This window comes from Maricaulis sp. (genome assembly GCF_048270265.1).
GTDB lineage: Bacteria > Pseudomonadota > Alphaproteobacteria > Caulobacterales > Maricaulaceae > Maricaulis.
Genome location: NZ_JBLWTD010000005.1, coordinates 1 through 25,862, shown reverse-complemented (window position 1 = coordinate 25,862; position 25,862 = coordinate 1). Strand labels below are relative to the sequence as shown.

The 25,862-nt window shown below is 63.0% G+C and carries 25 protein-coding genes and 1 pseudogene; 5 read left to right on the top strand and 21 right to left on the bottom strand.

Annotated features, from left to right (window positions below; genetic code table 11):
* Positions 1 to 681 (bottom strand): hypothetical protein, encoded by a 681-nt coding sequence (locus tag ACN0YF_RS03865; RefSeq protein WP_417493416.1) that lies wholly within the window; start codon positions 679 to 681, stop codon positions 1 to 3.
* A 98-nt stretch (positions 682 to 779) separates the two neighbouring features.
* A complete protein-coding gene (lpdA, locus tag ACN0YF_RS03860; protein WP_417493415.1) occupies positions 780 to 2,180 on the bottom strand; it encodes a dihydrolipoyl dehydrogenase in 1,401 nt (466 codons plus the stop codon).
* A 137-nt stretch (positions 2,181 to 2,317) separates the two neighbouring features.
* Between lpdA and ACN0YF_RS03855 the strand changes: the two genes are divergently transcribed.
* Positions 2,318 to 3,217 carry a haloalkane dehalogenase gene (locus tag ACN0YF_RS03855; protein WP_417493414.1) on the top strand — a complete coding sequence of 300 codons (900 nt, stop codon included), beginning with the start codon at positions 2,318 to 2,320 and terminating at the stop codon, positions 3,215 to 3,217.
* Here the strand turns inward: ACN0YF_RS03855 and ACN0YF_RS03850 are convergent, their stop codons facing one another.
* Positions 3,218 to 3,805, bottom strand: a complete 588-nt coding sequence (locus tag ACN0YF_RS03850) for an HD domain-containing protein (RefSeq protein ID WP_417493413.1) — start codon at positions 3,803 to 3,805, stop codon at positions 3,218 to 3,220.
* A 63-nt stretch (positions 3,806 to 3,868) separates the two neighbouring features.
* Positions 3,869 to 4,240 (bottom strand): cupin domain-containing protein, encoded by a 372-nt coding sequence (locus ACN0YF_RS03845; RefSeq protein ID WP_417481812.1) that lies wholly within the window; start codon positions 4,238 to 4,240, stop codon positions 3,869 to 3,871.
* Positions 4,241 to 4,381: 141 nt separating this feature from the next.
* Here ACN0YF_RS03845 and ACN0YF_RS03840 point away from each other — a divergent pair, with 141 nt between their 5' ends.
* Positions 4,382 to 5,062 carry a 2OG-Fe(II) oxygenase gene (locus tag ACN0YF_RS03840; protein ID WP_417493412.1) on the top strand — a complete coding sequence of 227 codons (681 nt, stop codon included), beginning with the start codon at positions 4,382 to 4,384 and terminating at the stop codon, positions 5,060 to 5,062.
* Here ACN0YF_RS03840 and ACN0YF_RS03835 read toward each other — a convergent pair.
* From ACN0YF_RS03835 to ACN0YF_RS03780, 12 genes are all read right to left on the bottom strand, one after another.
* Entirely contained in the window at positions 5,059 to 5,841 is a 783-nt protein-coding gene (locus ACN0YF_RS03835) for an acyl-CoA thioesterase (protein WP_417493411.1), read from the bottom strand. The two genes, ACN0YF_RS03840 and ACN0YF_RS03835, sit on opposite strands and share 4 nt — an antisense overlap.
* Before the next feature lie 198 nt (positions 5,842 to 6,039).
* Positions 6,040 to 7,317, bottom strand: a complete 1,278-nt coding sequence (locus ACN0YF_RS03830; RefSeq protein WP_417493410.1) for a pyruvate dehydrogenase complex dihydrolipoamide acetyltransferase — start codon at positions 7,315 to 7,317, stop codon at positions 6,040 to 6,042.
* Positions 7,318 to 7,331: 14 nt separating this feature from the next.
* A complete protein-coding gene (locus ACN0YF_RS03825) occupies positions 7,332 to 7,754 on the bottom strand; it encodes a GFA family protein (protein WP_417481818.1) in 423 nt (140 codons plus the stop codon).
* Between the two features lie 5 nt (positions 7,755 to 7,759).
* Positions 7,760 to 9,124: a pyruvate dehydrogenase complex E1 component subunit beta gene (locus ACN0YF_RS03820; protein ID WP_417493409.1), complete on the bottom strand. Its 1,365-nt coding sequence runs from the start codon at positions 9,122 to 9,124 to the stop codon at positions 7,760 to 7,762.
* Positions 9,125 to 9,162: 38 nt separating this feature from the next.
* The gene (locus tag ACN0YF_RS03815) at positions 9,163 to 9,579 is read right to left on the bottom strand and encodes a nuclear transport factor 2 family protein (protein ID WP_417493408.1); all 417 of its coding nucleotides are present in this window, start codon (positions 9,577 to 9,579) and stop codon (positions 9,163 to 9,165) included.
* Entirely contained in the window at positions 9,576 to 10,580 is a 1,005-nt protein-coding gene (pdhA, locus tag ACN0YF_RS03810; protein WP_417493407.1) for a pyruvate dehydrogenase (acetyl-transferring) E1 component subunit alpha, read from the bottom strand. Before pdhA ends, ACN0YF_RS03815 begins: the two co-directional genes overlap by 4 nt.
* A 186-nt stretch (positions 10,581 to 10,766) precedes the next feature.
* Positions 10,767 to 11,072 carry an FtsB family cell division protein gene (locus ACN0YF_RS03805; RefSeq protein WP_417481822.1) on the bottom strand — a complete coding sequence of 102 codons (306 nt, stop codon included), beginning with the start codon at positions 11,070 to 11,072 and terminating at the stop codon, positions 10,767 to 10,769.
* Between the two features lie 167 nt (positions 11,073 to 11,239).
* The gene (locus ACN0YF_RS03800; protein WP_417481823.1) at positions 11,240 to 11,626 is read right to left on the bottom strand and encodes a hypothetical protein; all 387 of its coding nucleotides are present in this window, start codon (positions 11,624 to 11,626) and stop codon (positions 11,240 to 11,242) included.
* A 77-nt stretch (positions 11,627 to 11,703) separates the two neighbouring features.
* On the bottom strand, positions 11,704 to 12,486 hold the full coding sequence (locus tag ACN0YF_RS03795; RefSeq protein WP_417493406.1) for a class I SAM-dependent methyltransferase: 783 nt from the start codon (positions 12,484 to 12,486) through the stop codon (positions 11,704 to 11,706).
* Positions 12,487 to 12,509: 23 nt separating this feature from the next.
* Complete coding sequence (eno, locus tag ACN0YF_RS03790) at positions 12,510 to 13,781, bottom strand: phosphopyruvate hydratase (protein ID WP_417493405.1); 1,272 nt, start codon at positions 13,779 to 13,781, stop codon at positions 12,510 to 12,512.
* Positions 13,782 to 13,978: 197 nt separating this feature from the next.
* A complete protein-coding gene (gene rpmF, locus ACN0YF_RS03785; RefSeq protein ID WP_091767016.1) occupies positions 13,979 to 14,161 on the bottom strand; it encodes a 50S ribosomal protein L32 in 183 nt (60 codons plus the stop codon).
* Between the two features lie 311 nt (positions 14,162 to 14,472).
* Positions 14,473 to 16,521, bottom strand: a complete 2,049-nt coding sequence (locus ACN0YF_RS03780; protein ID WP_417493404.1) for an alpha/beta hydrolase family protein — start codon at positions 16,519 to 16,521, stop codon at positions 14,473 to 14,475.
* An 870-nt stretch (positions 16,522 to 17,391) separates the two neighbouring features.
* Here ACN0YF_RS03780 and ACN0YF_RS03775 point away from each other — a divergent pair.
* Positions 17,392 to 18,789, top strand: a complete 1,398-nt coding sequence (locus ACN0YF_RS03775; protein ID WP_417493403.1) for a pyridoxal phosphate-dependent decarboxylase family protein — start codon at positions 17,392 to 17,394, stop codon at positions 18,787 to 18,789.
* Here ACN0YF_RS03775 and ACN0YF_RS03770 read toward each other — a convergent pair.
* From ACN0YF_RS03770 to tpiA, 5 genes are all read right to left on the bottom strand, one after another.
* Positions 18,786 to 19,427 (bottom strand): head GIN domain-containing protein, encoded by a 642-nt coding sequence (locus tag ACN0YF_RS03770; protein ID WP_417493402.1) that lies wholly within the window; start codon positions 19,425 to 19,427, stop codon positions 18,786 to 18,788. The genes ACN0YF_RS03775 and ACN0YF_RS03770 overlap by 4 nt on opposite strands.
* A gap of 125 nt (positions 19,428 to 19,552) precedes the next feature.
* Complete coding sequence (locus ACN0YF_RS03765) at positions 19,553 to 21,181, bottom strand: CTP synthase (protein WP_417481829.1); 1,629 nt, start codon at positions 21,179 to 21,181, stop codon at positions 19,553 to 19,555.
* A 74-nt stretch (positions 21,182 to 21,255) separates the two neighbouring features.
* Positions 21,256 to 21,579, bottom strand: coding sequence for a preprotein translocase subunit SecG (gene secG / locus ACN0YF_RS03760; protein WP_417481830.1), 324 nt, complete (start codon positions 21,577 to 21,579; stop codon positions 21,256 to 21,258).
* A 67-nt stretch (positions 21,580 to 21,646) separates the two neighbouring features.
* Positions 21,647 to 22,708, bottom strand: a complete 1,062-nt coding sequence (locus ACN0YF_RS03755; RefSeq protein ID WP_417493401.1) for a response regulator — start codon at positions 22,706 to 22,708, stop codon at positions 21,647 to 21,649.
* A gap of 105 nt (positions 22,709 to 22,813) precedes the next feature.
* The gene (gene tpiA / locus ACN0YF_RS03750) at positions 22,814 to 23,539 is read right to left on the bottom strand and encodes a triose-phosphate isomerase (RefSeq protein ID WP_417493400.1); all 726 of its coding nucleotides are present in this window, start codon (positions 23,537 to 23,539) and stop codon (positions 22,814 to 22,816) included.
* Positions 23,540 to 23,716: 177 nt separating this feature from the next.
* Here tpiA and ACN0YF_RS03745 point away from each other — a divergent pair, with 177 nt between their 5' ends.
* Together ACN0YF_RS03745 and ACN0YF_RS03740 are read left to right on the top strand one after the other, a co-directional pair.
* Positions 23,717 to 25,651: a SurA N-terminal domain-containing protein gene (locus ACN0YF_RS03745; protein ID WP_417493399.1), complete on the top strand. Its 1,935-nt coding sequence runs from the start codon at positions 23,717 to 23,719 to the stop codon at positions 25,649 to 25,651.
* Positions 25,648 to 25,862, top strand: a pseudogene (locus ACN0YF_RS03740) (hypothetical protein); the annotation flags it as partial. The gene ACN0YF_RS03745 and the pseudogene ACN0YF_RS03740, both read left to right, overlap by 4 nt.

Here is a 25,862-nt window from a genome sequence, read left to right as displayed (position 1 = left end):
TCAGGTATCAATCGTGTCGCAGTCTCGTCCGTTGAGCGGCTCATAGCTGTAGCCGGACACCATGCCCTCGGGCCGCTCGCTGGCGATGATTCGCATCTCGCTGCCGAAACGGGCGCTGGAGCGGACTTCGACATGTGTCGCGCAAACCACGCCCCCGCCAGCGAAATTGCCGGCGAGAATGGCGCGGCCGTTGCGGACCCGATCCTCGTCCTCGCGTCCCTCGCCGATCACTTCTACCGGGCCGGCATATTCACCTTTCAGGTGCATTCTCGCGCCGTGCATATCGAGCCTTCCGCCCACGCGGCCGTCCAGGGTGACGCGGGCACCGGCGATCTCCACGTCGCCATTCAGGTCGGCATCGATCCAGGCCCTCGCTGCGGCGATCTCGGTATTGCCCTGGACGGATCCGGTGAAACGGACCGACGCGCCCGCTGCGGCGAGGTCGCCGCCGACCACGGCATTGGAGGTTACCGAGGCTCCGGCGAGCTCGAGGTCGCGGCCGACATTGCCATTGGCGCGCACCAGCATGCCGGCAAAATCGGCATCACCGGTGACATCGACATCCCGTGAAGCCACCAGGCCCGCGCTCTCCGTGGACCGGTTTTCGGCCGGGCCATAGGTGGAATTGGTGCAGGCCGTCACAGCCAGGGCACAGCTGGCCATCAGGATCAGTTTGGTCATCTTCATTCCTCCCGCGCGACATCTGTCGCGTCATCTCTGACGCTATGATGCCTGCAAACGGCAGATTGGATGCAGGGACTGTCGCGTGGCGCGTCCCGCTAGATGTGCAGCGCCTTGCCATAGGCGTCGAGCACGCTCTCATGCATCATTTCCGACAGGGTCGGATGCGGGAAGACGGTGTGCATCAGCTCGGCCTCTGTGGTCTCGAGCTGGCGCGCCACGACATAGCCCTGGATCAGCTCGGTGACTTCCGATCCGATCATGTGGGCGCCGAGCAATTCGCCGGTCCTGGCATCGAACACGGTCTTGACCATGCCCTGGTCGTCACCGAGCGCAATCGCCTTGCCATTGCCGACGAAGGGGAAGCGGCCGACCTTGACCTCATGCCCGGCTTCCTTGGCTTTCGCTTCGGTCAGGCCGACAGAGGCAATCTGCGGGTGACAATAGGTGCAGCCGGGAATGTTGGACGTGTCGAAGGCATGGACCTCATTGCCGGCGATCTTCTCGACGCAGACAACGCCTTCATGGCTCGCCTTGTGGGCCAGCCAGGGCGGTCCGGCGACATCACCGATGGCGTAGAGGCCTTTGACATTCGTGCGGCCGAAACCGTCATTGACGACATGGCCGCGGTCGATCTTCACGCCGAGCGCTTCCAGGCCGAGATTTTCGACATTGGCCGCAATCCCGATGGCGAGGATGACCTTCTCGACCTCGACTACGGTGATGGCGCCCTTGGCGTCCTTGACCGAGACCTTGACGCTCTTGGCGGTCTTTTCCAGTTTTTCGACCTGGGAGGAGAGCATCAACGTCATGCCCTGTTTCTTGAAGGCCTTGGCGGCGAAGGCGGAGATTTCCGCGTCCTCGACCGGCACAACCCGGTCCATCATTTCGACCACGGTCACCTCGGCGCCCATGTTGCGGTAAAAGCTGGCGAATTCGATACCGATCGCGCCGGAGCCGATCACCAGCAGGGATTTCGGCATCGAGGTCGGTACCATGGCCTCGCGATAGGTCCAGATCTTGTCGCCATCGGGTTCCAGACCGGCAGCGGGAACCGTGCGGGCACGGGCGCCGGTGGCGAGGATGACATGTTTGGCGGTGTAGCGGTCAGCGCCGACGACAACGGTCGGGGCGTCCGCGCCCTTGTCGAGCTTCGCCTCGCCCTTGATGACGGCGATCTTGTTCTTCTTCATCAGCATCGCGATGCCGCCGGACAGGCGTCCGGCCACGCCGCGCGAGCGCTTGACGATGGCCTCGATGTCGAAGCTGATCTTTTCCGCCTTCAGCCCGAAGGCCTCGGCATTGTGCATCAGATGATAGACTTCCGAGGTGCGCAGCAGCGCCTTGGTCGGGATACAGCCCCAGTTGAGGCAGATACCGCCGAGTTCGGACCGCTCGACAATCGCCGTCTTCAGACCCAGCTGGGATGCGCGGATCGCCGCGACATAGCCGCCGGGGCCGCTGCCGATCACGATCACATCAAATGCCTGGCCGACCATCGCGAAATCCTTTTATTTACGTGCGAAATAAATACGTTGACGCCTGCAGCCCATTAGCATTTGGCGGGGGCCGGATCAATGCTGGCAAAAGCGGTCCCCAAGCGGCTATCCTGCCGCAAACCCAGGAGAGCGCCGCCATGATCAAGAGCCTGCGAACCCCCGATGAGCGCTTCCAGGCCCTGCCGGCCTGGGACTACGCGCCCAATTATGTCGACGACCTGCCGGGCTATCAGGGCCTGCGCATGCATTATGTCGATGAGGGGCCCAAGGTCGGCGCGCCGGTATTCCTGTGCCTGCATGGCGAGCCGAGCTGGGCCTATCTCTATCGCAAGATGATTCCCGTCTTCCTCGACGCCGGCGCCCGCGTCATCGCCCCGGATTTCTTTGGCTTCGGACGCTCCGACAAGCCGGTTGAGGACGAGGCCTATACCTTTCATTTCCATCGCAATGCCGTCAAAGCCCTGATCGAACGCCTCGACCTCAATGATATCGGCCTGGTCTGCCAGGACTGGGGCGGGCTGATCGGCCTCACCCTGCCGATGGACTATCCGGACCGCTTCACCCGCCTGATCGTGATGAATACCTCGCTCGGGATCGGCCAGGCTGCAGGGCCCGGCTTTGATGCCTGGCGCGATTATGTCGCCAATACGCCCGGCTTCGATGTCGGCAAGCTGATGAAGCGCTCGACACCGGGCATGAGCGATGCCGAGGCGGCCGCCTATAACGCCCCCTTCCCTGATGACAGCTACAAGGCCGGCGTGCGCCGCTTTCCCGCCCTGGTGCAGACGCGCCCGGACATGGAAGGCGTCGATACCGGACTGGCGGCGCTGGATTTCTGGCGTAACAAATGGGCCGGTGAAAGCTTCATGGCGGTCGGCATGCAGGACCCGGTGCTCGGGCCACCGGCGATGGCGTGGCTACAGAAACAGATCCGCAACTGCCCGCCAGCGATGGAAGTCGCAGAAGCCGGGCATTTCGTGCAGGAGCATGGTGAGGCGATCGCCCGCGCCGCCCTGGCGCGCTTCAATCTCGGCTGACTATTCCAGGGCCTCGGCATAGATGGAGCGCTTCGGCGCCGCCATCACCCGGCGAACCATCGGCTCGAAGAAGTCGAGCGGTTCGCTGGCATAGTCGGGGTCGAAGGCGGTCTGGTCGTATTTCTCGCAGAATTCCTGGCAGGCCGCGAAATATTTGTGGTCGCGGAATTGCTCGCGCATATCGCGGTCCAGCCCGAGATGGTGGAAGAAATAATATCCTTGGAAAATCCCGTGCTTGGCGACGATCCAGTTATTCTCTTCCGACAGGAAGGGCGCCAGTATGGCGGCGGCGATATCGGGGTGATTATAACTGCCCAGCGTGTCGCCGATATCGTGCAGCAGCGCCATCACGACATATTCCTCGTCACGGCCGTCGCGATGGGCGCGAGTTGCGGTCTGGAGGGAGTGCTGCAGCCGGTCAATCGGGAAGCCGCCATAATCGCCGTCGAGCAGGCGCAAATGCGTCAGGACACGATCCGGCAATGCGGCGGCAAACGGCCCGAAAGCGCCGGCGATCGCGGCCCAGTCCTCGGCCGTTCCCTCTTCCATGGCGCGGAATTTGGCCTGCGGCCCCGATGCGTCATCCATGCTGATCTCTCCCGTGATCGAGCCTGAAGACTGCCCGGCCCGCCGCCCCGATTCAAGTCCGGATCAGATATCCTCGATCGTCTGGGTCAGGTCGCTGTCGGGATTATCGCCGGTGTTCACGATCCCGGCCTGCTCCAGCAGCATGATGTGCACCTCGTCAGTCAGGCAGACCGGACGGTGACGCACGCCCTTCGGGATGACGCATAATTCGCCGGGCCCGAGAATGACCGGGTCCTGACCATCGATCTCGATGCGAAGATTGCCGCGCGTGACCAGGAAGAGTTCATCGGCGTCGAGATGGGCGTGCCAGTCGAAACTGCCTGTCCCCTTGGCCAGCTTGATATCGTAATTGTCCAGCTTCGCGACGCGCTTGGGCGCCCAGACATCGTCAAACTGGGCGTGTTTGGCCACCAGGGAAATGGATTCTACCGGCATCTGCCACTCCGATTCTTGTAAGCTTGCGCTACAATCCCGCCTGGCGCCGGGTCAGGCAAGCCGCTCACTGTGTGCGATTTCGATTGACCCTGCCCCGGCCCCGGCCTAATCGCCGCGCTCACTGGATCGGACCCGCCAAACTTGACCCTGCAGATTGCGCCACCGCCTGCCATCCCCGCCTTCAACCCGGACAGGCTGTGCCAGGACCTGACCGGGCGGGGCTGGTCGCAGCAGACCATCACCGACACCGCCCTGCTCACTGCCTTGCGCGATGAGGCGATGACGCTGTGGCAGGAAGACGAGCTCAGCCGAGCCGGTATCGGCCGTGCGACTGATCATGAGCTGGTCCGCGAGATCCGGCGGGACAAGACGCGCTGGTTCGATGGTGCCAGTCCAGCGCAGCGAGGATGGCTCGATTTCGCGGAAAGCCTGCGGCTGCAGCTCAACCAGCGTCTGGCCCTAGGCCTGTTTTCCTTTGAGGCGCACTACGCGGTTTACGAGCCGGGCGGTTTCTATCGCCGCCACCTGGACAGTTTCCGCGGCGCGCGCAATCGCATCCTGTCCTCAGTGCTCTACCTCAATCCCGGCTGGCACAGCAGAAATGGCGGCCTGTTGCGCCTCTATGACGAGAGCGATGACCAAGCCATCACTGATATCGTGCCCGAATTCGGCACCTTTGCCGTCTTCCTCAGCGAAGAAATCCCGCACGAGGTGACACCCGCCCTCGCCCCGCGATTCTCGATTGCCGGCTGGCATCGATGCAATGATCTGGCACGCGCACCGGCGCTGCAGACCAAGGTGCTGCCGATCGCGGCGATCTAGCCGAGCGGCTTCGCCGGTGTCGGGCGTCCCGCCTCATCCAGTGCCACCATCACATACTCCGCCTCGCCCACCAGTCGGCGCTCGCCGGTCATCAGGTTTTCGGCATCGGCCCGGACGGCGACACGCATCGAGGTGCGCCCCACCGAGATCACCTGCCCGGTGACATCGAGCAATTCGCCCTCCAGCGTCGAGGCGATGAAATCGATCTTGTTGGACGCCGCCATTCCGACCTGGCTGCGGGTGTGGCGCGAAGCGGCGATCTGCGCCGCCTTGCCCATCAGCGACATCGCATTGCCGCCGAGCAATTGGCCGAGCGTATTGGTATCGCCGGGGAAAACGAGTTCCAGCACCCGCGCCGATCCCGCCGGTGACGGGATAAAATCGATCAGCCGGTCAGGGGCCGGCGGCAGGCGCGCCGGATTGGTCTTGCGATCCTGGGCCACCATGGTGAAACCGCCGCGGGTGCAGACATGGCGTTCGCCGGTGACCATGTCCTCGGCGGACAGCTCGACATCGACCACCAGCGAGGTGCGCCCGACGAGATTTACGCGCCCTGTGAGCTCGATCAGATTGCCGACAAACACCGGGGCGCGAAAATCGATCCGGTCACACGAGGCGGTGACAAAGGGCCGCCGGGCATGGCGCGCTGCGACCAAGGACGCGATCTTGTCCATCTGCGCCATCGCGGCACCGCCGAAATAGCTGCCGAGATGATTGGCCTGGTTGGGCTGAACCAGATCGACATGGCGGATTTCGCCGAGTTGGGCGGATTGGGTCATTGCGGGGTCCTCTTGCTCCAACTCAACACCAATAACACGTTGTCATCCCTGACGGATGCCCCGCGCAGGCGGGGCGCAGATCAGGGACCTACCCGTCAGTCCAGCTGGAGCAGCGGGTAGGTCCCGGCTCTGCGCCCGGCACAGGGCCGGGCATCCGGCCGGGATGACAACTCTATGCATTGCCGGAGATATCTCCCGCTACATCAACATCGTCATCGGATCTTCAACAAACGTCCTGAACGCCGCGATCCATTTCGCCCCCGTCGCACCATCCACAACGCGGTGATCGCAGGTTAGCGTCACCGTCATCACGGTAGCGACGGCCAGCGCGCCATTGGTAACCACCGGGCGCTGTTCGCCGGCGCCGACCGAGAGGATCATGCCCTGGGGCGGGTTGATGATGGAGGAGAAGGACTGGATGCCGAACATGCCCAGATTGGACAGCGAGAAGGTGCCACCCTGGAATTCTTCCGGCTTGAGCTTGCGGGTGCGGGCGCGGGCCGCGAGATCCTTGCTCTCGGTGGAGATCTGGACCAGGCCCTTGGTGTCGGCGTCGAAAATGATCGGCGTGATCAACCCGCCCTCAATCGCCACCGCCATCGAGACGTCGGCATGCTTGTGCAGGGCGATACGGCCATCCTCGATCCAGGAGGCATTCGCGGCGGGCACTTTCTTGAGCGCCAGGCCGGCAGCCTTGATCAGGATATCATTGACCGAGACCTTCACGCCCTCGCTGGCCGCCTCATTGATGCGCTTGCGGAAATCAAGCAGCGCGTCGATGCGGCAATCAACATTGAGCGGGAAGTGCGGGATGTCGCGGAAGCTCTCCGACAGGCGTTTGGCGGCAATCTTGGTGATGCCGTCGGCCTTGACCACGTCATAGCGGTCAGCGGCGATGCCATAGCGCGCCAGCGGGGCATCCTGGTCGATCTCGACCGGTGCGGCAGCGGGGGCGGTCGCCGGTTTGGCAGCACCGGGCTGGGCGTTCTCGACATCGCGCTTGACGATACGGCCGTGCGGGCCGGAGCCCTTGATCGATGAGAGATCGAGGCCCTTGTCGGCGGCGATGCGCTTGGCGAGCGGGGAAGCCTTCAGGCGATCGCCCTCGGCTGCGGCCTTCGCAGGGGCAGCCGGAGTGGCCGGCGCTGCCGCGGGTGCAGGGGCCGGTGCAGCTGCCGCCGGAGCTGGTGCGGCAGGCGCAGCAGCGGGCTTATCCATCGCGCTGGCATCCTCGCCCTCTTCGAGCAGAATGGCGATCACGGCATTGACCTTGACGCCTTCCGTGCCTTCATCGACCAGGATCTTGCCGATCACACCCTCATCGACGGCCTCGACTTCCATCGTTGCCTTGTCGGTCTCGATCTCGGCCAGCACCATGCCGCTCTCGACCTTGTCGCCCTCCTTGACATGCCATTTGGCAAGCGTGCCCTCTTCCATCGTCGGGGACAGGGCGGGCATGGTGATTTCGATCGACATGATAGGTCCTCGCCTCAGGCGTCATTGGCCCCGTCAGGGGCCCGTTCTGGATTGATGCTTGCGATATTGGCTTCCCAATTGGCGCCGTCGAATTCCTGGAAGCGGGGCAGAAGCCCGGCATCGGCATCGAAACAGCGCAAATTGACCGACCAGTCATCGGGATGCGAACGCGGCACGTTGAAGGCTTCCACGCCGCACTGGCGGCAGAAATAATGCTTCGCCGTGCCGGTGTTGAAGCGGTATTCGGTCAGCATGTCCTCGCCGTGCATGATGCGGAAATCCGCGCCCGGCGTGATGACATGGATGAAACCGGTCTTGGCGCAGATCGAGCAATTGCACGACAAGGCCACGACATTGTCCGGCAGGATGGCGGCAAAGCGCACGGCACCGCAATGACAGCCGCCGTGGCGGGGCTTCTTGGCTTGAGCTTCGGACATCTTCCCTACTCCACGTAACAGACGGCCCTCACCGCCTCCAGGATATCTTCAACACCCGGAAGCGAGAGCTTTTCCAGATTGCCGGCATAGGGCAGCGGCACGTCTTTCTGGTGCACGCGCGCTGGCGGGGCGTCGAGATAGTCGAAGGCCTCGGCGGTGACGACGGCGGCGATCTCGGCGCCGACGCCCATCCGGCCCCAGCCCTCTTCGGCGCAGACGATGCGATTGGTTTTCTTGACGCTGGCGACCACCGTGTCGGTGTCGAGCGGACGCAGGGTGCGCAGATCGATCACTTCGGCGGAGATGCCCTCTTCGCTGAGGATTTCAGCGGCCTGCAGGGCGTATCCCACCATCCGGCTGTGTGCGGTTATGGTGACGTCCGTGCCCTCACGGCGCACCTTCGCCTTGCCGATGGGGACGATCCAGTCCTCCAGATCGGGCACATCGAAGCTCTCGCCATAGACCAGTTCATGCTCGAGGAAGACGACCGGATTGGGATCACGGATCGCGGCTTTCAACAGACCCTTGGCGTCGGCGGCGTCATAGGGCGCGACGACTTTCAGGCCGGGCACATTGGCGTACCAGGACGAATAATCATGGCTGTGCTGGGCGCCGACCCGGCTGGCGGCTCCATTGGGGCCGCGGAACACGATCGGACAGCCCATCTGGCCACCGGACATGTAGAGCGTCTTGGCGGCGGAATTGATGATGTGGTCAATCGCCTGCATGGCGAAATTGAAGGTCATGAATTCAACGATGGGGCGAAGACCGTTGAAGGCGGCACCAACGCCGAGACCGGCAAAACCGTGCTCGGTGATCGGGGTATCAACAACGCGCCTGGCGCCGAACTCGTCGAGCAGGCCGCGTGTGACCTTGTAGGCGCCCTGGTATTCGGCGACTTCCTCGCCCATCACGAAGACGGTGTCATCGCGGCGCATTTCCTCGGCCATGGCGTCGCGCAGGGCGTCGCGCACGGTGGTCGAGATCATCTTGGTGCCGGCGGGGATTTCAGGGTCGTGCATGGCTGGTGCCGCGGCGGGTGCAGCCTGGGGCGCAGCTTCGGGTTCGACGGCTGGCGCAGGGGCAGACTTGGCTTCCGGAGCGGCTTCAACAGCGCTCGCATCCTCGCCCTCTTCCGCCAGAATCGCGATCACGGCATTGACCTTCACATTCTCGGTGCCCTCGGGCACGAGAAGCTTGGCGACCACGCCTTCCTCGACGGCTTCGACTTCCATCGTCGCCTTGTCGGTCTCGATCTCGGCGATCACCATGCCGGACGTGACACTGTCACCCTCCTTGATATTCCACTTGGCCAGCGTGCCCTCTTCCATTGTAGGCGAAAGGGCGGGCATGAGGATTTCAATCGACATCGGTCAATTCCTGTCTGTGGTCACAGCGAGCACGCCGCTCAGCTATTGGCGGCTTCAGGCTTGTAGCGCAGGGCGTGTTCGCGCATGCGCGTGGCAAATTCGATCAGCGTGTTGAGGGGGCGGATCAACACCTCGATCCGGCACATGCGGCCCTCATCATCAATGGTGATCCGGTCAATCCCGAGCAGGCCCTTGCCATCGACCGTGCCGGTGAATTCGAGAATGACCATATTCCCGTCGACCCATTCCTTGCGGTAGTCGAAATCCTCGATGATCGAGATCACGCCCATCAGGATGTGCAGCAGGTAATGCTTGTCAGCCGATGGCTTCCACACCACGGGCGAATGCAATTCGCAGCCCTCGGCAATGATGGATTCGAGCAGATCGCGATCACGATTGCGCACGGCGGTGTGCCAGTTTTCGAGGAAATGTTTCACTTGCGGGGTCATGCTCATGCCTCCAGCAATACGTCGGTATAGAGCTCGGCCGGATCGGGTTCCGGCGAGGTCTTGGCGAATTCGGCAGCCGCATTGACCACGGCCTTCACCTCCTTGTCGATCGCCTTGAGGTCGTCCTCGGATGCATGGCCGCCCTCGATCAGACGCTTCTTGATCAGATCGATCGGGTCGTGATGGCTACGAATATCGTCGACTTCCTCGCGCGAGCGGTATTTCGCCGGATCCGACATGGAGTGGCCGCGATAGCGATAGGTCTTCATTTCCAGGATGAAGGGGCCCTCGCCCGAGCGCGCGTGCTTGGCCGCCATTTCGGCGGCGGCGCGCACGGCTTCGACATCCATGCCGTCGACTTCGATGCCGGGAATGCCGAAGGAGGCGCCGCGCTTGTGCAGATGGGTTTCCGACGAGGCGCGGCCGACGGCGGTGCCCATGGCGTATTGATTGTTCTCGATCACATAGACCACCGGCAGGTGCCAGAGCTGGGCCATGTTGAAACTCTCATAGACCTGGCCCTGATTGGCCGCGCCATCGCCGAAATAGGCGACCGAGATCTTGCCATTGTCCTTGTAGCGATCCGCGAAGGCCAGGCCCGTCCCGAGCGAGACCTGGGCTCCGACAATGCCGTGCCCGCCATAGAAGTGCTTCTCGCGGGAGAACATGTGCATCGAGCCGCCCTTGCCGCGCGAATAACCGCCGGCGCGCCCTGTGAGCTCCGCCATGACGCCATTGGGATCCATGCCCTTGGCAAGCATGTGGGCGTGGTCGCGATAGCCGGTGATGACCTGGTCGCCCTCTTCGAGCGCCGCCTGGACACCGACCACCACGGCCTCCTGACCGATATAGAGGTGGCAGAAGCCGGCAATCAGGCCCATGCCGTAAAGCTGGCCGGCCTTTTCCTCGAAACGCCGCATCATCAGCATCTCGGAATAGTATTGCAGCAGCTGGTCCTTGCCGGCGGCCTTGACGGTAGCAGTGGTTGATTTGCGCTTCGCAGCCATTTCTTCGTACGCGAACTATAACCGTCGCGTTCCCCTGTTTCGCTACCGCCCTGTACCAGAAAGCGGCCATCGGGGGCAAGCGGAGCCGGTACATTTCGCGATTGCGGCGAAACCGGCATGGACGGGGATCACATGCGAATGCGCGCCATGGGTATGACGCGGCGTCTGTCCGTGGAAAGCGGGAGCCTAGCGGCCGTCGTCGGTGGTGATCTCGACGATGAAGTCGCGCGGATGGGCGACATTCAGGATCGTGCGGGCGCGTTCCTCGACATAGTCGAGATCGAGACTGTCGGAGCGCAGGCGTGCGGCCGTGGTTTCCAGGGCTTCACGTTCGAGGCGGGCTTCGGCGAGTTCGATTTCAGCGGCGTGGAGGTCGTTCTTGACGACGATCCAGTTGAGCACGCCCTGCTCGCCCGTCAGCGCGTGAAAGCCGAAATAGGCGATCGCGACGGCGAGGAAACAGCTGGGAAGAATACGCTTGATCGCGTCCAATGCCACACACCCTGATTGTCGGCCTTTGCGGCCTGTCTTCTGGGGATGATAGAACACTATCAGGCTTTAAGAAGCATGAATCCGGGATTCAGGGACCGGTAATATCCGGGCCGCAAATGCGGCCATCGAGACGGTCCGGACCGCTGGCTGCCCCGCCTGCCCGGTCGTCATTCGCGCCGGAACAGCCCGCGCGACATCAGGGCCAGGATCAGGGCCATCATGACGGCCACGCCCGCCGAGATCATCATGCCGGCCGTATCCCGGTCGGCCGGCCGCGCCTGCTCCACGATCACGGTGTCATCAGGCTTGCTGCCAGGCGCCTGCATGGCGGACGGAGCGGCCATCTGGGTGCTCTGCGGCGCAGCGAGCCGCTCCCGGACGAATTGATCCACCCAGTCGCCATAGCGCTCCGGCACGGTGGCAATGACCGGCGGGATGCCGCGCAGCCAGGCATTCACATCGACATCGAAGCGCTCGAGCAGATCCAGTCCGGAGACAAAGAGGCCGAGCGAAGCTGACAGAATCACAAACAGCTTGCTGAAAATCCCCATCATCGCCCCCCGTTTCCAATACCGGACGTCACCCTAGCCGATCGAAACGGGCGGCGACATATCTATCTCGCGGAGCCGGATCAATCCGGTTTGATGGCGAGGGTGGCGAAACCGGTCGGCATATAGGCGTTGAGCGGGGTTGCCGCATCCGACCAGTCATCCTCGTAGAAACCGGCGATCAGAAGCCCGGCCTCGATCTGGCCGCCAATCTGGGCCTGGAGGCTGTGGCTGAATTCGAGGGCCTCGTGCTTTTCGATTCGCCCCTGTACAAGCGCTGGCGGCAGGTCCCGCGCCGCATCGAAGGGCAGTTTGTGTCTGACCTGCAAAGGCCCGCCGGCCTCGAGCTCATCATGATCGAACAGCCAGAAGTCCGGATTGACGAAGCCGGAGAGCAATCGCCCGCCCGGCCGGAGAACATCGGCGCACTGACGCCAGACCGGCGCGAGATCGGCGATGAAGAGATTGGAGATCGGGTGGCAGATCAGATCGAACGGGCCGCTGATATGGTCAGCCAACCGCGTCATGTCGGCCTCGACCAGCGTCATCGCCAGCCCGTCACGGTCAGCGACCAGCCTGTCCTTGGCCAATTGCGCGGCCGAGATATCGAGCACGGTCACATCGGCTCCGGCGGCGGCCAGCACCGGCGCCTGCTGCCCGCCCGAGCCGGCCAGGCAGAGCACGCGCGCGCCGGCCAGTTCGCCGAACCAGTCCTTCGGAACGGATTTATTGGGCGTGAGGATGACCGACCAGTCGCCGCGCCGGGCAGCGGCGATCACATCCGCGCCGACCGGCTGGCACCAGGGGCTCTCGCCGCCATCGGATTCGACATTCCAGGCCTTGGCATTGTGGCGATGGATATCCATGAATGCCCCCGGGGCGTTACGGCCTAGCTGATGGCGCTGGAGCCGGCATAGACGCCCATATCACCCAGCTCGGATTCAATGCGCAGGAGCTGGTTGTACTTGGCAGTACGGTCTGAACGCGCCAGCGAGCCGGTCTTGATCTGCCCGCAATTGGTGGCGACCGCGAGATCGGCAATGATCGAATCCTCGGTCTCGCCGGAGCGGTGCGACATGACGGCGGAATAGCCCGAGCGCAGCGCCATATCGACGGCATCGAGGGTTTCCGACAGCGTGCCGATCTGGTTGACCTTGATCAGGATGGAATTGGCGGCGCCGACCTCGATGCCGTGGGCCAGGCGTTCCGGATTGGTGACGAAGAGATCATCGCCGACCAGCTGGCAACGGCCATCCAGGCGCGTGGTGAGCGCTTTCCAGCCCTCCCAGTCATCCTCGGCCATGCCGTCCTCGATCGAGATGATCGGATAGGCATTGACCAGGGTTTCCAGATAGGCGGCGAAGGCCTCGCTGTCATGGGTCTTGCCCGAGCCGGCCAGCACATACTTGCCGTCCTTGAAGAATTCCGTCGAGGCGACATCAAGCGCCAGGGCGACATCCTCGCCAGGCTTGTAGCCGGCCGATTCGATCGCCGCCATGATGACGTCGAGCGCCTGTTCGGCGGTGGCGATATTCGGGGCGAAACCGCCCTCATCGCCGACATTGGTGTTGAGACCATCAGCCTTGAGGCGCGCCTTCAGGGCGTGGAAGATTTCGGAGCCGCAGCGCAGGGCTTCGGAAAAGCTCTCCATGCCGACCGGCATGATCATGAATTCCTGGAAGTCGATGGGATTGTCGGCATGGGCGCCGCCATTGATGATATTCATCATCGGCGTTGGCAGCACGCGGGCATTGAGGCCGCCGATATAGCGATAGAGCGGCTGGCCAAAGCTCTCGGCGGCGGCCTTGGCGACGGCGAGCGAAACGCCCAGGGTCGCATTGGCGCCAAGCCGGGACTTGTTGGGGGTGCCGTCGAGCTCGATCAGGGCCGCATCGATCCGGCGCTGATTCTCGGCATCGAAACCGCCAATCGTCTCGAAGATTTCGCCTTCGATCGCCGCGATCGCCTTGAGCACGCCCTTGCCGCCATAGCGTTCTCCGCCATCGCGCATTTCCACCGCTTCATGCTGGCCGGTCGAGGCGCCCGAGGGCACGGCGGCGCGGCCGAAACTGCCATCCTCCAGCAACACATCGACCTCAACGGTCGGATTACCGCGGCTGTCGAGGATTTCACGGGCGATGATGTCGGTGATGGCGGTCATGAGGATCAGGCTCCATTGGAACGGATATCAGGCAGGTGTTGTTGGGGCGCTTCATAGCCAAAGCCGGACGCAAGTCAAAGCCCGCCATGGAAAATCGGGGTCGGTCGAGTTGAAACGCAACAGGCGCGCCCCGGTTGCCGGAACGCGCCTGCGGAAATTCATGCGCGCAGCACCAGCGGTGCCGCGGCGTGCAAGAATCAATCGTCCTTGACGTCGAGAATCTGACGGCCGCGATACATGCCGGACTTCAGATCGACATGGTGCGGACGACGCAGCTCGCCGGAATCCTTGTCTTCGACATAGACAGGGTTGGACAGGGCGTCGTGGCTGCGGCGCATGCCGCGCTTGGACGGCGTAGTTTTTCTTTTAGGGACGGCCATCAGGCTCTCCACGATGCTGAATACGGTTAGAGGTGGTGCAAACCACCCGTTAGAGCCGCGCCATATAGCCGCTTCGAACTGGCCACGCAAGCGTTCGGGACGCTTGTTCGTGACATTCGCGCCCAACAGGCGTATTAACCTTTTGTGGGCGACGCCGCAGACCGCACGATCACGAGACACGATCACTCATTTGAACTTAGGTCGACTGCAGAACGACGCCGCCCTTTTTCTCCTCAATATGTGCCGGACGGACGCGGGTCTCCCCGTGAAAAAACGCGGGCACCTTGGCGATAATCGGTGCCTGTCACCATTTATTTGAAGCAGCTTTCATAGGCCTCGTCGAAGGCCTCTCGATGTGCCGTCGAGATTCTGTGCTCCTCGCCAGCCAATTCATACAGGTGCGGCTCGACCCCACCTGCCCGCATGACCTCGCTGACAAAAGCGCGAGTAAGGTCGTCTGGCGTAATGTCGTCGCGCATGCCCTGGATGATCATGAGGGGGACACCATCGGGCCAGATGAAATCGCCAGACGCGAGCCGGTGCTCGTACTGCTCAACGCCCGCGTCCATTCGCAACAGTATATTTGCGGCATCTGCACCAAACCGATTCTGAAAATAGTCTTCATAGGGCGAGAGCGCGAGCAGCGGACTCGTGAGAATCGCACAACTTACTGGAAGCTCGTTTTGCGAACGGCTGATCGCCAGCAGGGACAGTAACGCGCCAAAACTCTCTCCGCTCACAATCACCGTGGAATAGTGGCGTCTGCGGGTCGCGGCCAGAATGGCCTGCGTCACATCCTGTGCCATCTCCGACGCTGTCCATATCCGCACAGGCTCATTTTCGCCTGCAGGAAAGGGGCGAAGTGGCGTATCCGGCCCCAGTGACATCCATTTGTCCTGGCCGCTCGAGCTTCGATAGTTCACGATCAGGACATCTGAGCCATTTCGCGCAGCCGTTTGAATTAATGATGGAATATTATCGGGTGTCGAAGCAGCCGGGCCTCCATGCACGTGTGCGACCAAGCTTCCCGGAGCATTCCCGGCGTCGGTTTGCTCGAACAAGGCGTGTTCGATCCCTTCCGCGCCACCTTCCGGACTTGTTGCCAAGTTGGTGGGATGTTGCGCCGATCCGCAATGGGCGAGAACATGCACTTCAGAGTTCGGATCACGCAAGTCCAGCCAGCCGACCTGGCGCTCATACCGATCAGAGTAACGGACCACCATTCTGGCCTCGCCCGCCGATACAGACGCCATCTCGACGAACCAGTCATCGAAAGCATCAACACTCCGGTCGAAGAGGATGAGTCGACCTGGCTCCAGCCCCCCAAGGCTGCCGATCCAGTGCCCGGAGTTGTCGATCACAGGATCGCCGGATTCCGACGCCTGCGCGACCGGTTCAAAACCATCGACAGTGAGAAATCCGGAGATCAGGTCGGTCCGATCAGGCGCATAGCCGAGCGCAAATAGATAACCAGTCCGGCCAGTCGCATCATGGGTCAGAACCGGCTCCGGAAGCCCGTAAGGGATCGTGGGGCCAAGGCTCAACGAGCCGGCACGATGACCATCGCGATAAAGGTGCGGTTCAGGACTTGAATGCATCAACGGACCGGGAAGGGAGAGGTCGTCAAGATTCCAGAACGTGGCACCTTCATCCGGAAGCCAGAGGTGATTATAGCCCCCATACACTGATGTGATGGCGTCAGTCTCGGCTTCCAATTCCACTGACACGCGAAGGGATCGATACTCGGTCCGGCGATATTGCAGCAATGGTACATCCAGAACCGGGTCATCAACGGGCGGTCCTGAGCCGCCGCGGTAGTCCAGGTGGTGCCTGCGGTAAAATCGCAATGGCTGCGCGCCGCCGCTGCGTGCCCAGAGGTAGAAATCCTGCTTCGTCAAACCGAATCCGGGCGGCACGTCGAGCGTGAGGCGACGAGTAATCCCGTTGCTCGACAACATGTAGAGGGTGTGGGCGCCGCTGTTGTCCCTGTAGCCGAGCAAGGCGCCTGATCCCTGCCCGGGGGCGGTACTGATAAAATCCACAGCGGCGAACGACTCGCTCGCCATATTGCCCTCGTACATCGCGAACAGATCGTGTCCGACACGGTAAATCAGGCTCTGATCACTGAACAGGACTTCATTCGCCGAACATATCGTCGACGAAACAGGCATTGCAGACGCAGCGACCGAAGCATTCGCCTCCGGACTCGCCGCAGGCTGGCACGCGCCCAGCAACAAAAAAACGCCTACAGCATTTGCCCGCATGGAAAACCTGACTGTGATCAGAGCCGATATCACTCCCAGATTAGTTACCAGGATATTGAACGGCACCCCAATATTCGCCTGTTTGCGGATTGCCACAATAAATGGTGACAGGCACCCATTTCCTAAAACCAAGCATCCATTAAGATCAACCGAATTCCCGATTCCGCTCCGGCCCGCGCCGGGCACATCCCTTCCTGAAACCTTGCCAAGCAGGGCGCCAGACTGGACTTGTCTCGTCAAGGGTCCTGACCGCGCAGCGGCGCTTCGCGCCCTTGACGAGACAAGTCCAGTCTGGCCGGATCCCAGCATGGTTTTCAGGTCGGGGTCTGGCCCAGCGGCGGCCGGATGGAAACCTCACCTGGCGGACAGGGTCGTCTTCTGCCTGTCCCGGGGAAAACCCGGTTTCGGTCGATGCCGGACTCCTTCGCCTGAAATCGCCGTGAAAAGAGAGTCCTCTCCGGGACGCGTACCAGAGGTACACGTCCCTCTTCACGGCGGTGCCGAAAAGCCGGAGTCCGCCGCGGAGAGACTTGAGGCTTGCTTTTGCCGGCCCATCCAATCCGCCCCCCACCCCATCCGCGTTATAATCGGGCCAACCTCGCTCTTTGACATCGTTGGCCCGTCAAGATTTCCCGCGTCCGGATGGCCGCCGGTCGCGACAGTGAATGGTAGCCGGTGACAGTCTGCCATCACCCTGCCATCCGCGAATTTCCAGTCCCCATGCGGCTCCACGCCTCCCGCCGGGGCAATGGCAGACTGGCAGACAGTGTTTGCCGTTTCACATAATTCTGTTCATCTTCGATGCGGGGCCGGGATCGCCGATACGCATCTCTCTCGACCTGCATCCGCCCATCGCCGGCCTCTACGCATCCTCGCTCCAGTCAGTGTAAGAGTGAGGCCCCTCTTCCACCCCGAGTCCAGTTTTGCGAACTGGACCCGGGCAAAGCATCAAAGCGAGGACAGGCCATGGATCTGGACACTTATGGCCGCTGGGCCAGGCGGATTGCCGACTGGACGGTGGACTATCTCTCCACCCTGCGCGAGCGCCCGGTGCGCGCCCAGTCCCAGCCCGGCGACATCCTGCGCCAGCTCCCCGCCTCACCGCCGGAAGCGGCCGAGACGATGGAGCAGATCTTCGCCGATTTCGAACGTATTGTGCCCGATGGCATGACGCATTGGCAGCATCCGCGCTTCTTCGCCTATTTCCCGGCCAATGCGGCGCCGGCCTCGATGCTGGCCGAACAGCTCACCGCCGCGATGGCAGCGCAATGCATGCTGTGGCAGACCTCACCGGCCGCCACCGAAATGGAAACCCGCATGGTCGACTGGATGCGCCAGGCGCTCGGTCTGCCCGCCGGGTTTCGCGGCGTCATCCAGGACAGTGCCTCCTCGGCCACCCTCGCCGCCATCCTGACCATGCGCGAGCGTGCCCTTGGCTGGTCCGGCAATGCCGGCGGCCTGTCCGGCCAGCCGAGGCTGCGCGTCTATGCCTCGGCCCAGGCGCATTCCTCGATCGACAAGGCGATCCGCATTGCCGGGATCGGCCAGGACAATCTGGTGAAAATCGCTACCGACGCGAATGATTCCATGCGTCCCGAAGCCCTGAGCGCCGCCATCGCCGCCGACCGCGCCGCCGGATATCTGCCCGCCGGTGTGGTGCTGTGCGTCGGTGGGACCTCGGTGGGGGCGTCCGACCCGATTGCCGCCATCCTCGCCATCGCGGCGGCTGAAGGCCTCTACAGCCATGTTGACGCGGCCTGGGCGGGCTCGGCGATGATCTGTCCGGAATTGCGCGGGATCTGGGCCGGGATCGAGGGTGCGGACTCGATTGTCTTCAACCCGCATAAATGGCTCGGCGCGCAATTTGACTGCTCGATCCAGTTTCTCGCCGACCCGGGCCCGCAAGTGCGCACGCTGGGCCTGCGGCCGGATTATCTCGAAACGCCTGGCCTGGATGATGGCGGCGCGGAGGGGCTGGTCAATTACAGCGAATGGACCGTGCCGCTCGGGCGCCGCTTCCGGGCGCTGAAACTATGGTTCCTGATCCGCGCCTACGGTCTGGAGGGCCTGCGCACACGGATCCGCAATCACATCACTTGGGCGCGCGAGGCTGAAGCAGCGATTGCCGCCCTGCCCGGCTTCCAGATCGTGACGCCCTGCCGTTTCTCGCTCTTCACCTTTTGCTACGAGGGAGAAGCCGCGACCCGCGCATTGCTCGACCGGATCAATGCCGACGGCCGCACCTATCTGACCCAGACCATGCATGACGGCCGCTTCGTCATCCGCTTCCAGGTCGGCCAGTTCGACTGCACCCGTGAAGATGTAATGATGGCCGTCGAGGTCCTGGCCGAACTGACGCCTTAGTCGCCGCGATCAAAACGGATTTCGCCGCCCATCGAAGCGCGCGTTTCGCGGTCGGCCGGCTGGCCGAAAATCCTGACCGCGGCGCCGGTCGAGGCGCTGACCTCGGCGCGTTCGCTGGCAAAGACGCGGGCTTCGCCGCCGGTCGAGGAATCGATATCCACCGATTGGCAGACCAGATCGCGCGCATTCAGAACGCCGCCGGTCGAAAGATCGAGATCGAGCCGTCCGCAGGTCCCGGAAAGCCGGACTTCAGCGCCGGTGCTGACTTCAACGGACAAGGCATCGGTGTCGATGCCTGATACCTGACTGGCGATGCCGCGATGAAAATCGAGTGCTTCAACGGCCGGCATCGTGACCCGCACCGTCAGATCAAGCCCGCGATTTCGCTGGAATAGCCGCGTGCGCTGGCGCAAGGCGAGCTCATCGCCGTCGAGCTGGGCATCAAGGCGGTCGAAATCATCGGCATCGCCCTCGATATTGACCGACCATGTCTCGCCAACCGTGACGATCAGCTGATAGCCGCCGCCGGCATTGATGCTGTCAAAGCCCGTCAGCTCGAGTTGCTGGACATCCTCGGCGGCGGCAAGCCCCGCCGACATTGTTGCCGCCGCGACGGCCGTCAAAACCAGATTGCGCATAATCGTCTCCCATCACACATCCATGCCGGGCAGGATAGCGCCCTTCATCCTTGATGCATGTGGGATTGTGATTGGATGCATCCCGGCGGCAAAAATCCAGCGGGCGCATTCAATACGGGGTCAGATCAGACCATCCGGCTCTGTTCCAGCGCCGCAGCAACGAAGCTGGCGAACAGCGGATGTGGCTCGAAGGGCCGCGATTTCAGTTCGGGGTGGAATTGCACACCGATGAACCAGGGATGGTCCTTGATCTCGACGATTTCCGGCAGAATCCCGTCCGGCGACATGCCGGAGAAGACCAGGCCCGCTTCCTCAAGCTTCTGCTTGTAGGCGATATTCACCTCGTAACGGTGGCGGTGGCGCTCCTCGATATGGCTGGCGCCATAGATCTCGCGCACGCGGCTGCCCTCGGCGAGGACGGCCGGATAGGCACCCAGACGCATCGTGCCGCCCTTGTCATCGGTTTCGGAGCGCGTCTCGACCTCATTGCCGCGTGACCATTCGGTCAGCAGGCCGATGATCGGTTCACCGCCCTCATCGAATTCGCTTGAGGTGGCGTTCTCGATCCCGGCGAGATCGCGGGCCGCTTCGAGCACCGCCATCTGCATGCCGTAACAAATGCCGAAAAATGGAACCTTGCGCTCGCGGGCAAAGCGCGCAGCGGCGACCTTGCCCTCGGCGCCGCGGCCGCCAAAGCCGCCCGGCACCAGGACGGCGTGGACATCCTCGAGCGGCGCGAACGGGTCGTCTTTCTCGAACTGCTCACTATCGAGCCATTTCAGCTTCACCTTGACGCCATTGGCGATGCCGCCATGAGCCAGCGCCTCGATCAGCGACTTGTAGGCGTCGAGCAGGCCGACATATTTGCCGACAATGCCGATCGTCACTTCCCCGTCCGGCTCGGCGATGGTCTTGGAGATCTTGAGCCATTTCGTGAGGTCGGGCTCGGGCGCATCGGCGATTCCGAAACAGCGCAGGACCTCGCGGTCCAGGCCTTCGCGGTGATAGGCGAGCGGCACATCATAAAGCGACGGCGCATCCATGCCCTCGATGACGGCGCTTTCGCGCACATTGCAGAACTGGCCGATCTTGCGCTTGTCGCCCGCCAGGATCGGCATCTCGCAGCGGCACAGCAGGATGTCGGGCTGAATGCCGATCGAGCGCAATTCCTTGACCGAGTGCTGCGTCGGCTTGGTCTTCATCTCGCCGGCGACCTTGATGTAGGGCAGCAGTGTGACGTGAACGAAGACGGCGCGCTCATGGCCGAGTTCCTGGCCGAGCTGGCGGATCGCCTCGAAGAAGGGCAGGCCCTCGATATCGCCGACCGTGCCGCCGATCTCGCACAGCACGAAGTCGGCATCGCCGGCATCGGAGAGGACGAATTGCTTGATGATGTCGGTGACGTGCGGAATGACCTGCACCGTCGCACCGAGATAATCGCCACGGCGCTCGCGCTCGATGATGCGCTGATAGATGCGTCCCGTGGTGATATTGTCGGCCTGGCTCGCCGGCACACCGGTGAAGCGCTCGTAGTGGCCCAGATCGAGATCGGTCTCGGCGCCATCATCCGTCACATAGCATTCGCCATGCTGATAGGGCGACATCGTGCCGGGATCGACATTGAGATAGGGGTCGAGCTTGCGCAGACGTACGGAATAGCCCCGTGCTTGCAGCAGGGCACCGAGAGCGGCTGAAGCGAGGCCTTTTCCGAGCGAGGAGACCACGCCGCCGGTGATGAAGATATATCGCGGCATGGGCAATCTGCCTATCGGAGATTCGTGCGACCCGAAAGGCGCAATTACAAAATTGACTGTGAATTACGCCTGGATCAGCCGTCCGTCGGGACGCCATCGCTGGGCAGATCATCGGCCGGAAGGTCTGGCAGGACAGCATCCGCATTGCGTTCAAACACGCTTTGGCCCTCGGAATTCACACCGACCACGACGGCGAGGAGGATCGAATTGCCGATGAACACCGCACCCAGGATCATGGTGGTGCGCGTCAGCATGTTCGCCGCGCCACGACCGCTCATCATGCCGCCGCCCGCGCCGCCGCCGACACCAAGGGCGCCGCCCTCGGATTGCTGCAACAGGATCACGGCCACCAGGGCAATCGCCACCAGGAGTTGGATGATGAGAAGCACGTTTGTCATGAATACCGCCTGAGATTTGGGTTCTGCCCTGCAGACATGGCCCCCGGCCCGCCCGCATGCAACCCGGTCACATGGCGGCGCGTTTTATACCAGCACCGTCGGCTTGGCCAGTAGCGTCTGCCGTATCCTGGGCCTCGCTGACAGCCTTGGCCCGGGCAGCCTCGATCTGGGCCTTCAATTTGCCATCGGCAGAACGCGATTGCAGCCGTGCGCGCAGATTGGCGACGGTGCGGTCGATCTCGTCTTTTGAGCGCTCCAGCGATTCGCCATTGGCAAAGGCGGCATAGGTCGCCATCGACAATTCCTTGATCAGTTGCAGCGACCGCTTGTCGGCCGCGCTGCCATCGCCGAGCGAGGAGACCTGGTCGATCAGGGCCGCCGCGACCTCGGCCGCCTCGCCGCGAGAGGCCTTAACGAGCTGCACGCGCAGTTCGCGGGCCGTGCGCGCCATGTCGGCGACATCGAGGCGAACCGGCAGTGCGTTCTCTTCCGGCTTGTTGAGCTGAATCTCGACGGAAATAACGATGCGCATCGCCATACGGCGCAGGCGCTCGGCGATAATCACGTCCTTGGCCTCTCGGGCCCAGCTGCTGGCCCGGTCAATCGCGGCGTCATCGCCATGGACAATCGCCTGCAGGAAATTGGGGACCGTCAGCGGCTGGGTGTCGGAATCACGATCCGTGCTCTTGCGCCGGTCAGGGCCAACATAATCGCTGGTGACAATGAAGTCCTTGCGATCGCGAACCAGGGTGCGCACACGCTCGGCGGCAAACATGGTCGAGAATGGCCGCACGATGACATCATCGGCGCCACACTCGATCGCGCGGCGGATATGGGTCGTGTCACGGCTCCAGGTCGTCAGCAGGATGACGACAAAGGGATTGCGGCCCAGATCGCTGCGGCGGACGCTGCGGACAAGCCTGAACACATCGGCATCGGTCGCACTGCTCTCGGCAACCACGAGGGCCGGCGAGGTATCGGCCAGCGCGGCCTTGAACTCGTTGAGGCTCGAGACGCATTCGATCTTCCGGAAGCCCATTTCAAACAGGGCATAGCGCGATGTGCGCTGGTTCACATGCACCGGGTCAAACAGAAGAACTGAGGCTCTGGCGTAGTCAACTTCACTCATGCGCCGCGCGCTCCCGGTCATTGGATCAAGACATCAAGCTGATGCCACCATTACGGGAATAGGTTTCAATCCGCTTACCGCGCCGCGTACCGGCGCAGTGCGGCCCTAACCTGCAGTTGCGATAATCGCCGCGAACGCATCAATGTCGAGACTGGCTCCGCCGACCAGGGCGCCATCCACATCGTCCAGCGCCATCAGCTCGGCAGCATTGCCGGGCTTGACGGATCCGCCGTAAATCACCCGCGTAGACGCCGGCTTGGAGAGCCGCGTGCGGATGAAGGCATGCATCCGTGCCACATCGTCGGCCGATGCGGTGAGGCCAGTCCCGATCGCCCAGACCGGCTCATAAGCTATGACAAACTCAGTCCCCGCCCCGGCCGGCAGTGAGGCGCTCAACTGGGCGCCGACGACGTCGAAGGCTTCGCCCGCCTCGCGTTGTTCAAGTGTTTCGCCGACACAGATGATCGGCGTGAGGCCGGCGGCCAGGGCTGCATCCGCCTTGGCGCAGACCAGCTCCGAACTTTCCGCATGGTCGCTGCGGCGTTCGGAATGGCCAAGAATGACGTAGCGGGCGCCGGCATCTTTGAGCATCGGCGCCGAGACATCACCGGTATGGGCTCCGGTCGCGTTCGTATGGCAATCCTGCCCGCCGAGCAGAATGTCAGTGCCGGCGCAGCGCTCAGCCGCCGCGGCCAGCAAGGTGGCGGGCGGGCAGATCAGGACCTCGGCATTGCTCCGTGCTGCAGGCGCCGCCAGGCTGTCGAAAAAGCCCAGATCCGCCCGCAGGCCGTGCATTTTCCAATTCCCTGCAATCAACATGCGTCGTGGCATATACCCCCCCATTTTCTCCGGCGCGCCGCGCCCTTGTTTGCCACAGGAGTAAGCCGCAATCGCCATCGCGGCAATCATGGGCCGCCGCTTTTGCCCGCAGTACAGCCGCTGATGCTTGCGACAGCGAATCTGCGCCGTTACCTTGCCGCCATTGCTTTCCAGAGGCCCTGCCAATCCATGCTGTCAAATTTTCGCGCCTTCGCCCAATCGCCCCTCGCGCTGGTGATCATCGTCCTGCTGGTTCTGGGCTTTGCGCTCTACGGGGTCGGTGGCATCTTTACCGGCAGCGGCACCGCCGTCGTGGTGGTCGGTCAGGAACAGATCAGTCAGCGCGAACTTGCACAGTCCTTCGAACGCGAGTTGCAGACGATCCAGCAAACAAACCCTGATGTCACCCGGGAGCAGGCCCTTGAGGCCGGGTTCGGGGACCAGGTGTTGCAGCGCCTGATCGTGCAGGCCGCGTTCTACGCCAAGGCTCGCGAGCTTGGACTGGTCACGTCTGACCGCGCCCTGGCTACCGAACTGCGCACCTACCAGGCCTTTCTCAACCCGGTGACCGGCGCCCTTGATACCACGGCCTATCGCAGCGCCCTGCAGAATGCCCGGATCGTGCCGGCCGAGTTCGAACGCTCCATCACCGAGGACATGACCCGCGCCCAGCTGGCCGAGGCCCTCACCTCCGGCAATCTGACGCCAACCGGCATGGCAGCGACCCGCTATCTGGTACAGCAGGAACAGCGCCGGATCCGGGCGCTGATTCTTGACGATTCGGCCGCCGATGCGATCCCGGACCCGACCGACGAGCAATTGCAGACCTTCATCGAGGCCCATCCCGACCAGACCGACGCCCTTGGCCTGCCGGTCTTCACGGCTCCGGAATTCCGCGCCATCACCCTGGTTCGTTTCCGGCTGGAAGATTACATTGCCGACGTCGAGATCGATGAAGCAGTGCTGAGGGAAACCTATGAATACCAGGTCGATAACGGCGTGGTGGGGACTCCCGCACAGCGCAGCTTCACCCAGCTGACCACGCCGGATGAAACAACCGCCAACCAGATCGCGACCCGCCTCGCGGCTGGCGAATCGGCGCAGGCCATCGCCACCGAGCTTGGCCTCGACGCCCCGCTGACCCAGACCGACGCCCAGGCCTACCAGGTGCCCGACAGTCGGCTGGCGACAGCCGTCTTCGCCATGGCCGATGGTGACACCGGTGCCATTGAAGGCAGTTTCGGCTGGTCAGCGGTGCGCATTGATGCCGCCACCGACGCCGTGGTACCAAGCTTTGAAGACCAGCTCGATGCCCTGCGTACCGAGGCGGCGCGCGCTGAAGCCACCAACGCCATGTATGACTCCATGGCGGCTTTCGAGCAGGAACGCGCCAATGGTGCGACGCTGGAAGATGCGTCCCAGCGCGCCGGCGTGCCGCTGGAGGCCTTTGTTCCCCTGGATCAGTATGCCCGCGCCCAGGATGGCGAAATCGACTTCCTGCGCTTCCAGGCGCTGGCATCGGACATCCTGCCCATCGCCTTTGACCAGTTCGCAGGCTTTGCCATCGATCTGCAGCAGTACAATGAGACCGACTGGTTTACCCTGCGCGTCGATGACATCATCCCGTCCCAGCCCCGCACGCTGGACGAGGTTCGCGACCAGGCCACGGAAATGTGGCGTGCATCGGAAACCGACAGCCAGTTACAGGCTCGCGCTGATGAAGCGCTGGCCCAGCTCCAGGCCGGCGATGACATGGAAGTCGTCGTGCTCACAGCCGGTGGCCGGATCGAGACCTCGACCCTGAAACGCGACGAGACGGCGGGCAGCTTCACGGCAAATGTCGTCGGCCAGGCCTTCAGCATGGAGCCCGGTCAGCCGGCCCTGGCGCAACGCCGCGGCCCCGGCCCGCACATGGTGCTGATCGTCGACGAGATCATTCCCGCCGATCTGGCCCAGGCCGGACTTGGCGAGATCGAGCAGCGCGCCGCGGCCATCGCCGACGAGATCAATGACGACATCCTCGTCTCGGCCCAGACCGCCTTGCTGAACGAGTATGAAATCGATGCGAGCTCGGTCGACCAGCGCCTGCGCGCCAGCGCCCTGGGCGAAACCGTAACGCCGTGACGGCGGCCGCACGCAGCCGCGCCCTGCCGGAATTCGCTGCGGTCGAGGCGCGCTTGCGGGCAGGCGAGCCCGTCATTGTGCATGCGAGCAAGCCGGACGACCTGCTCACCCCGGTCGCGGCCTATCTCAAACTGGCGCACCGGGATGGCCATGCCTGCTTGCTGGAATCGGTCGAGGGCGGTGCCTGGCGTGGCCGCTATTCGGCGATCGG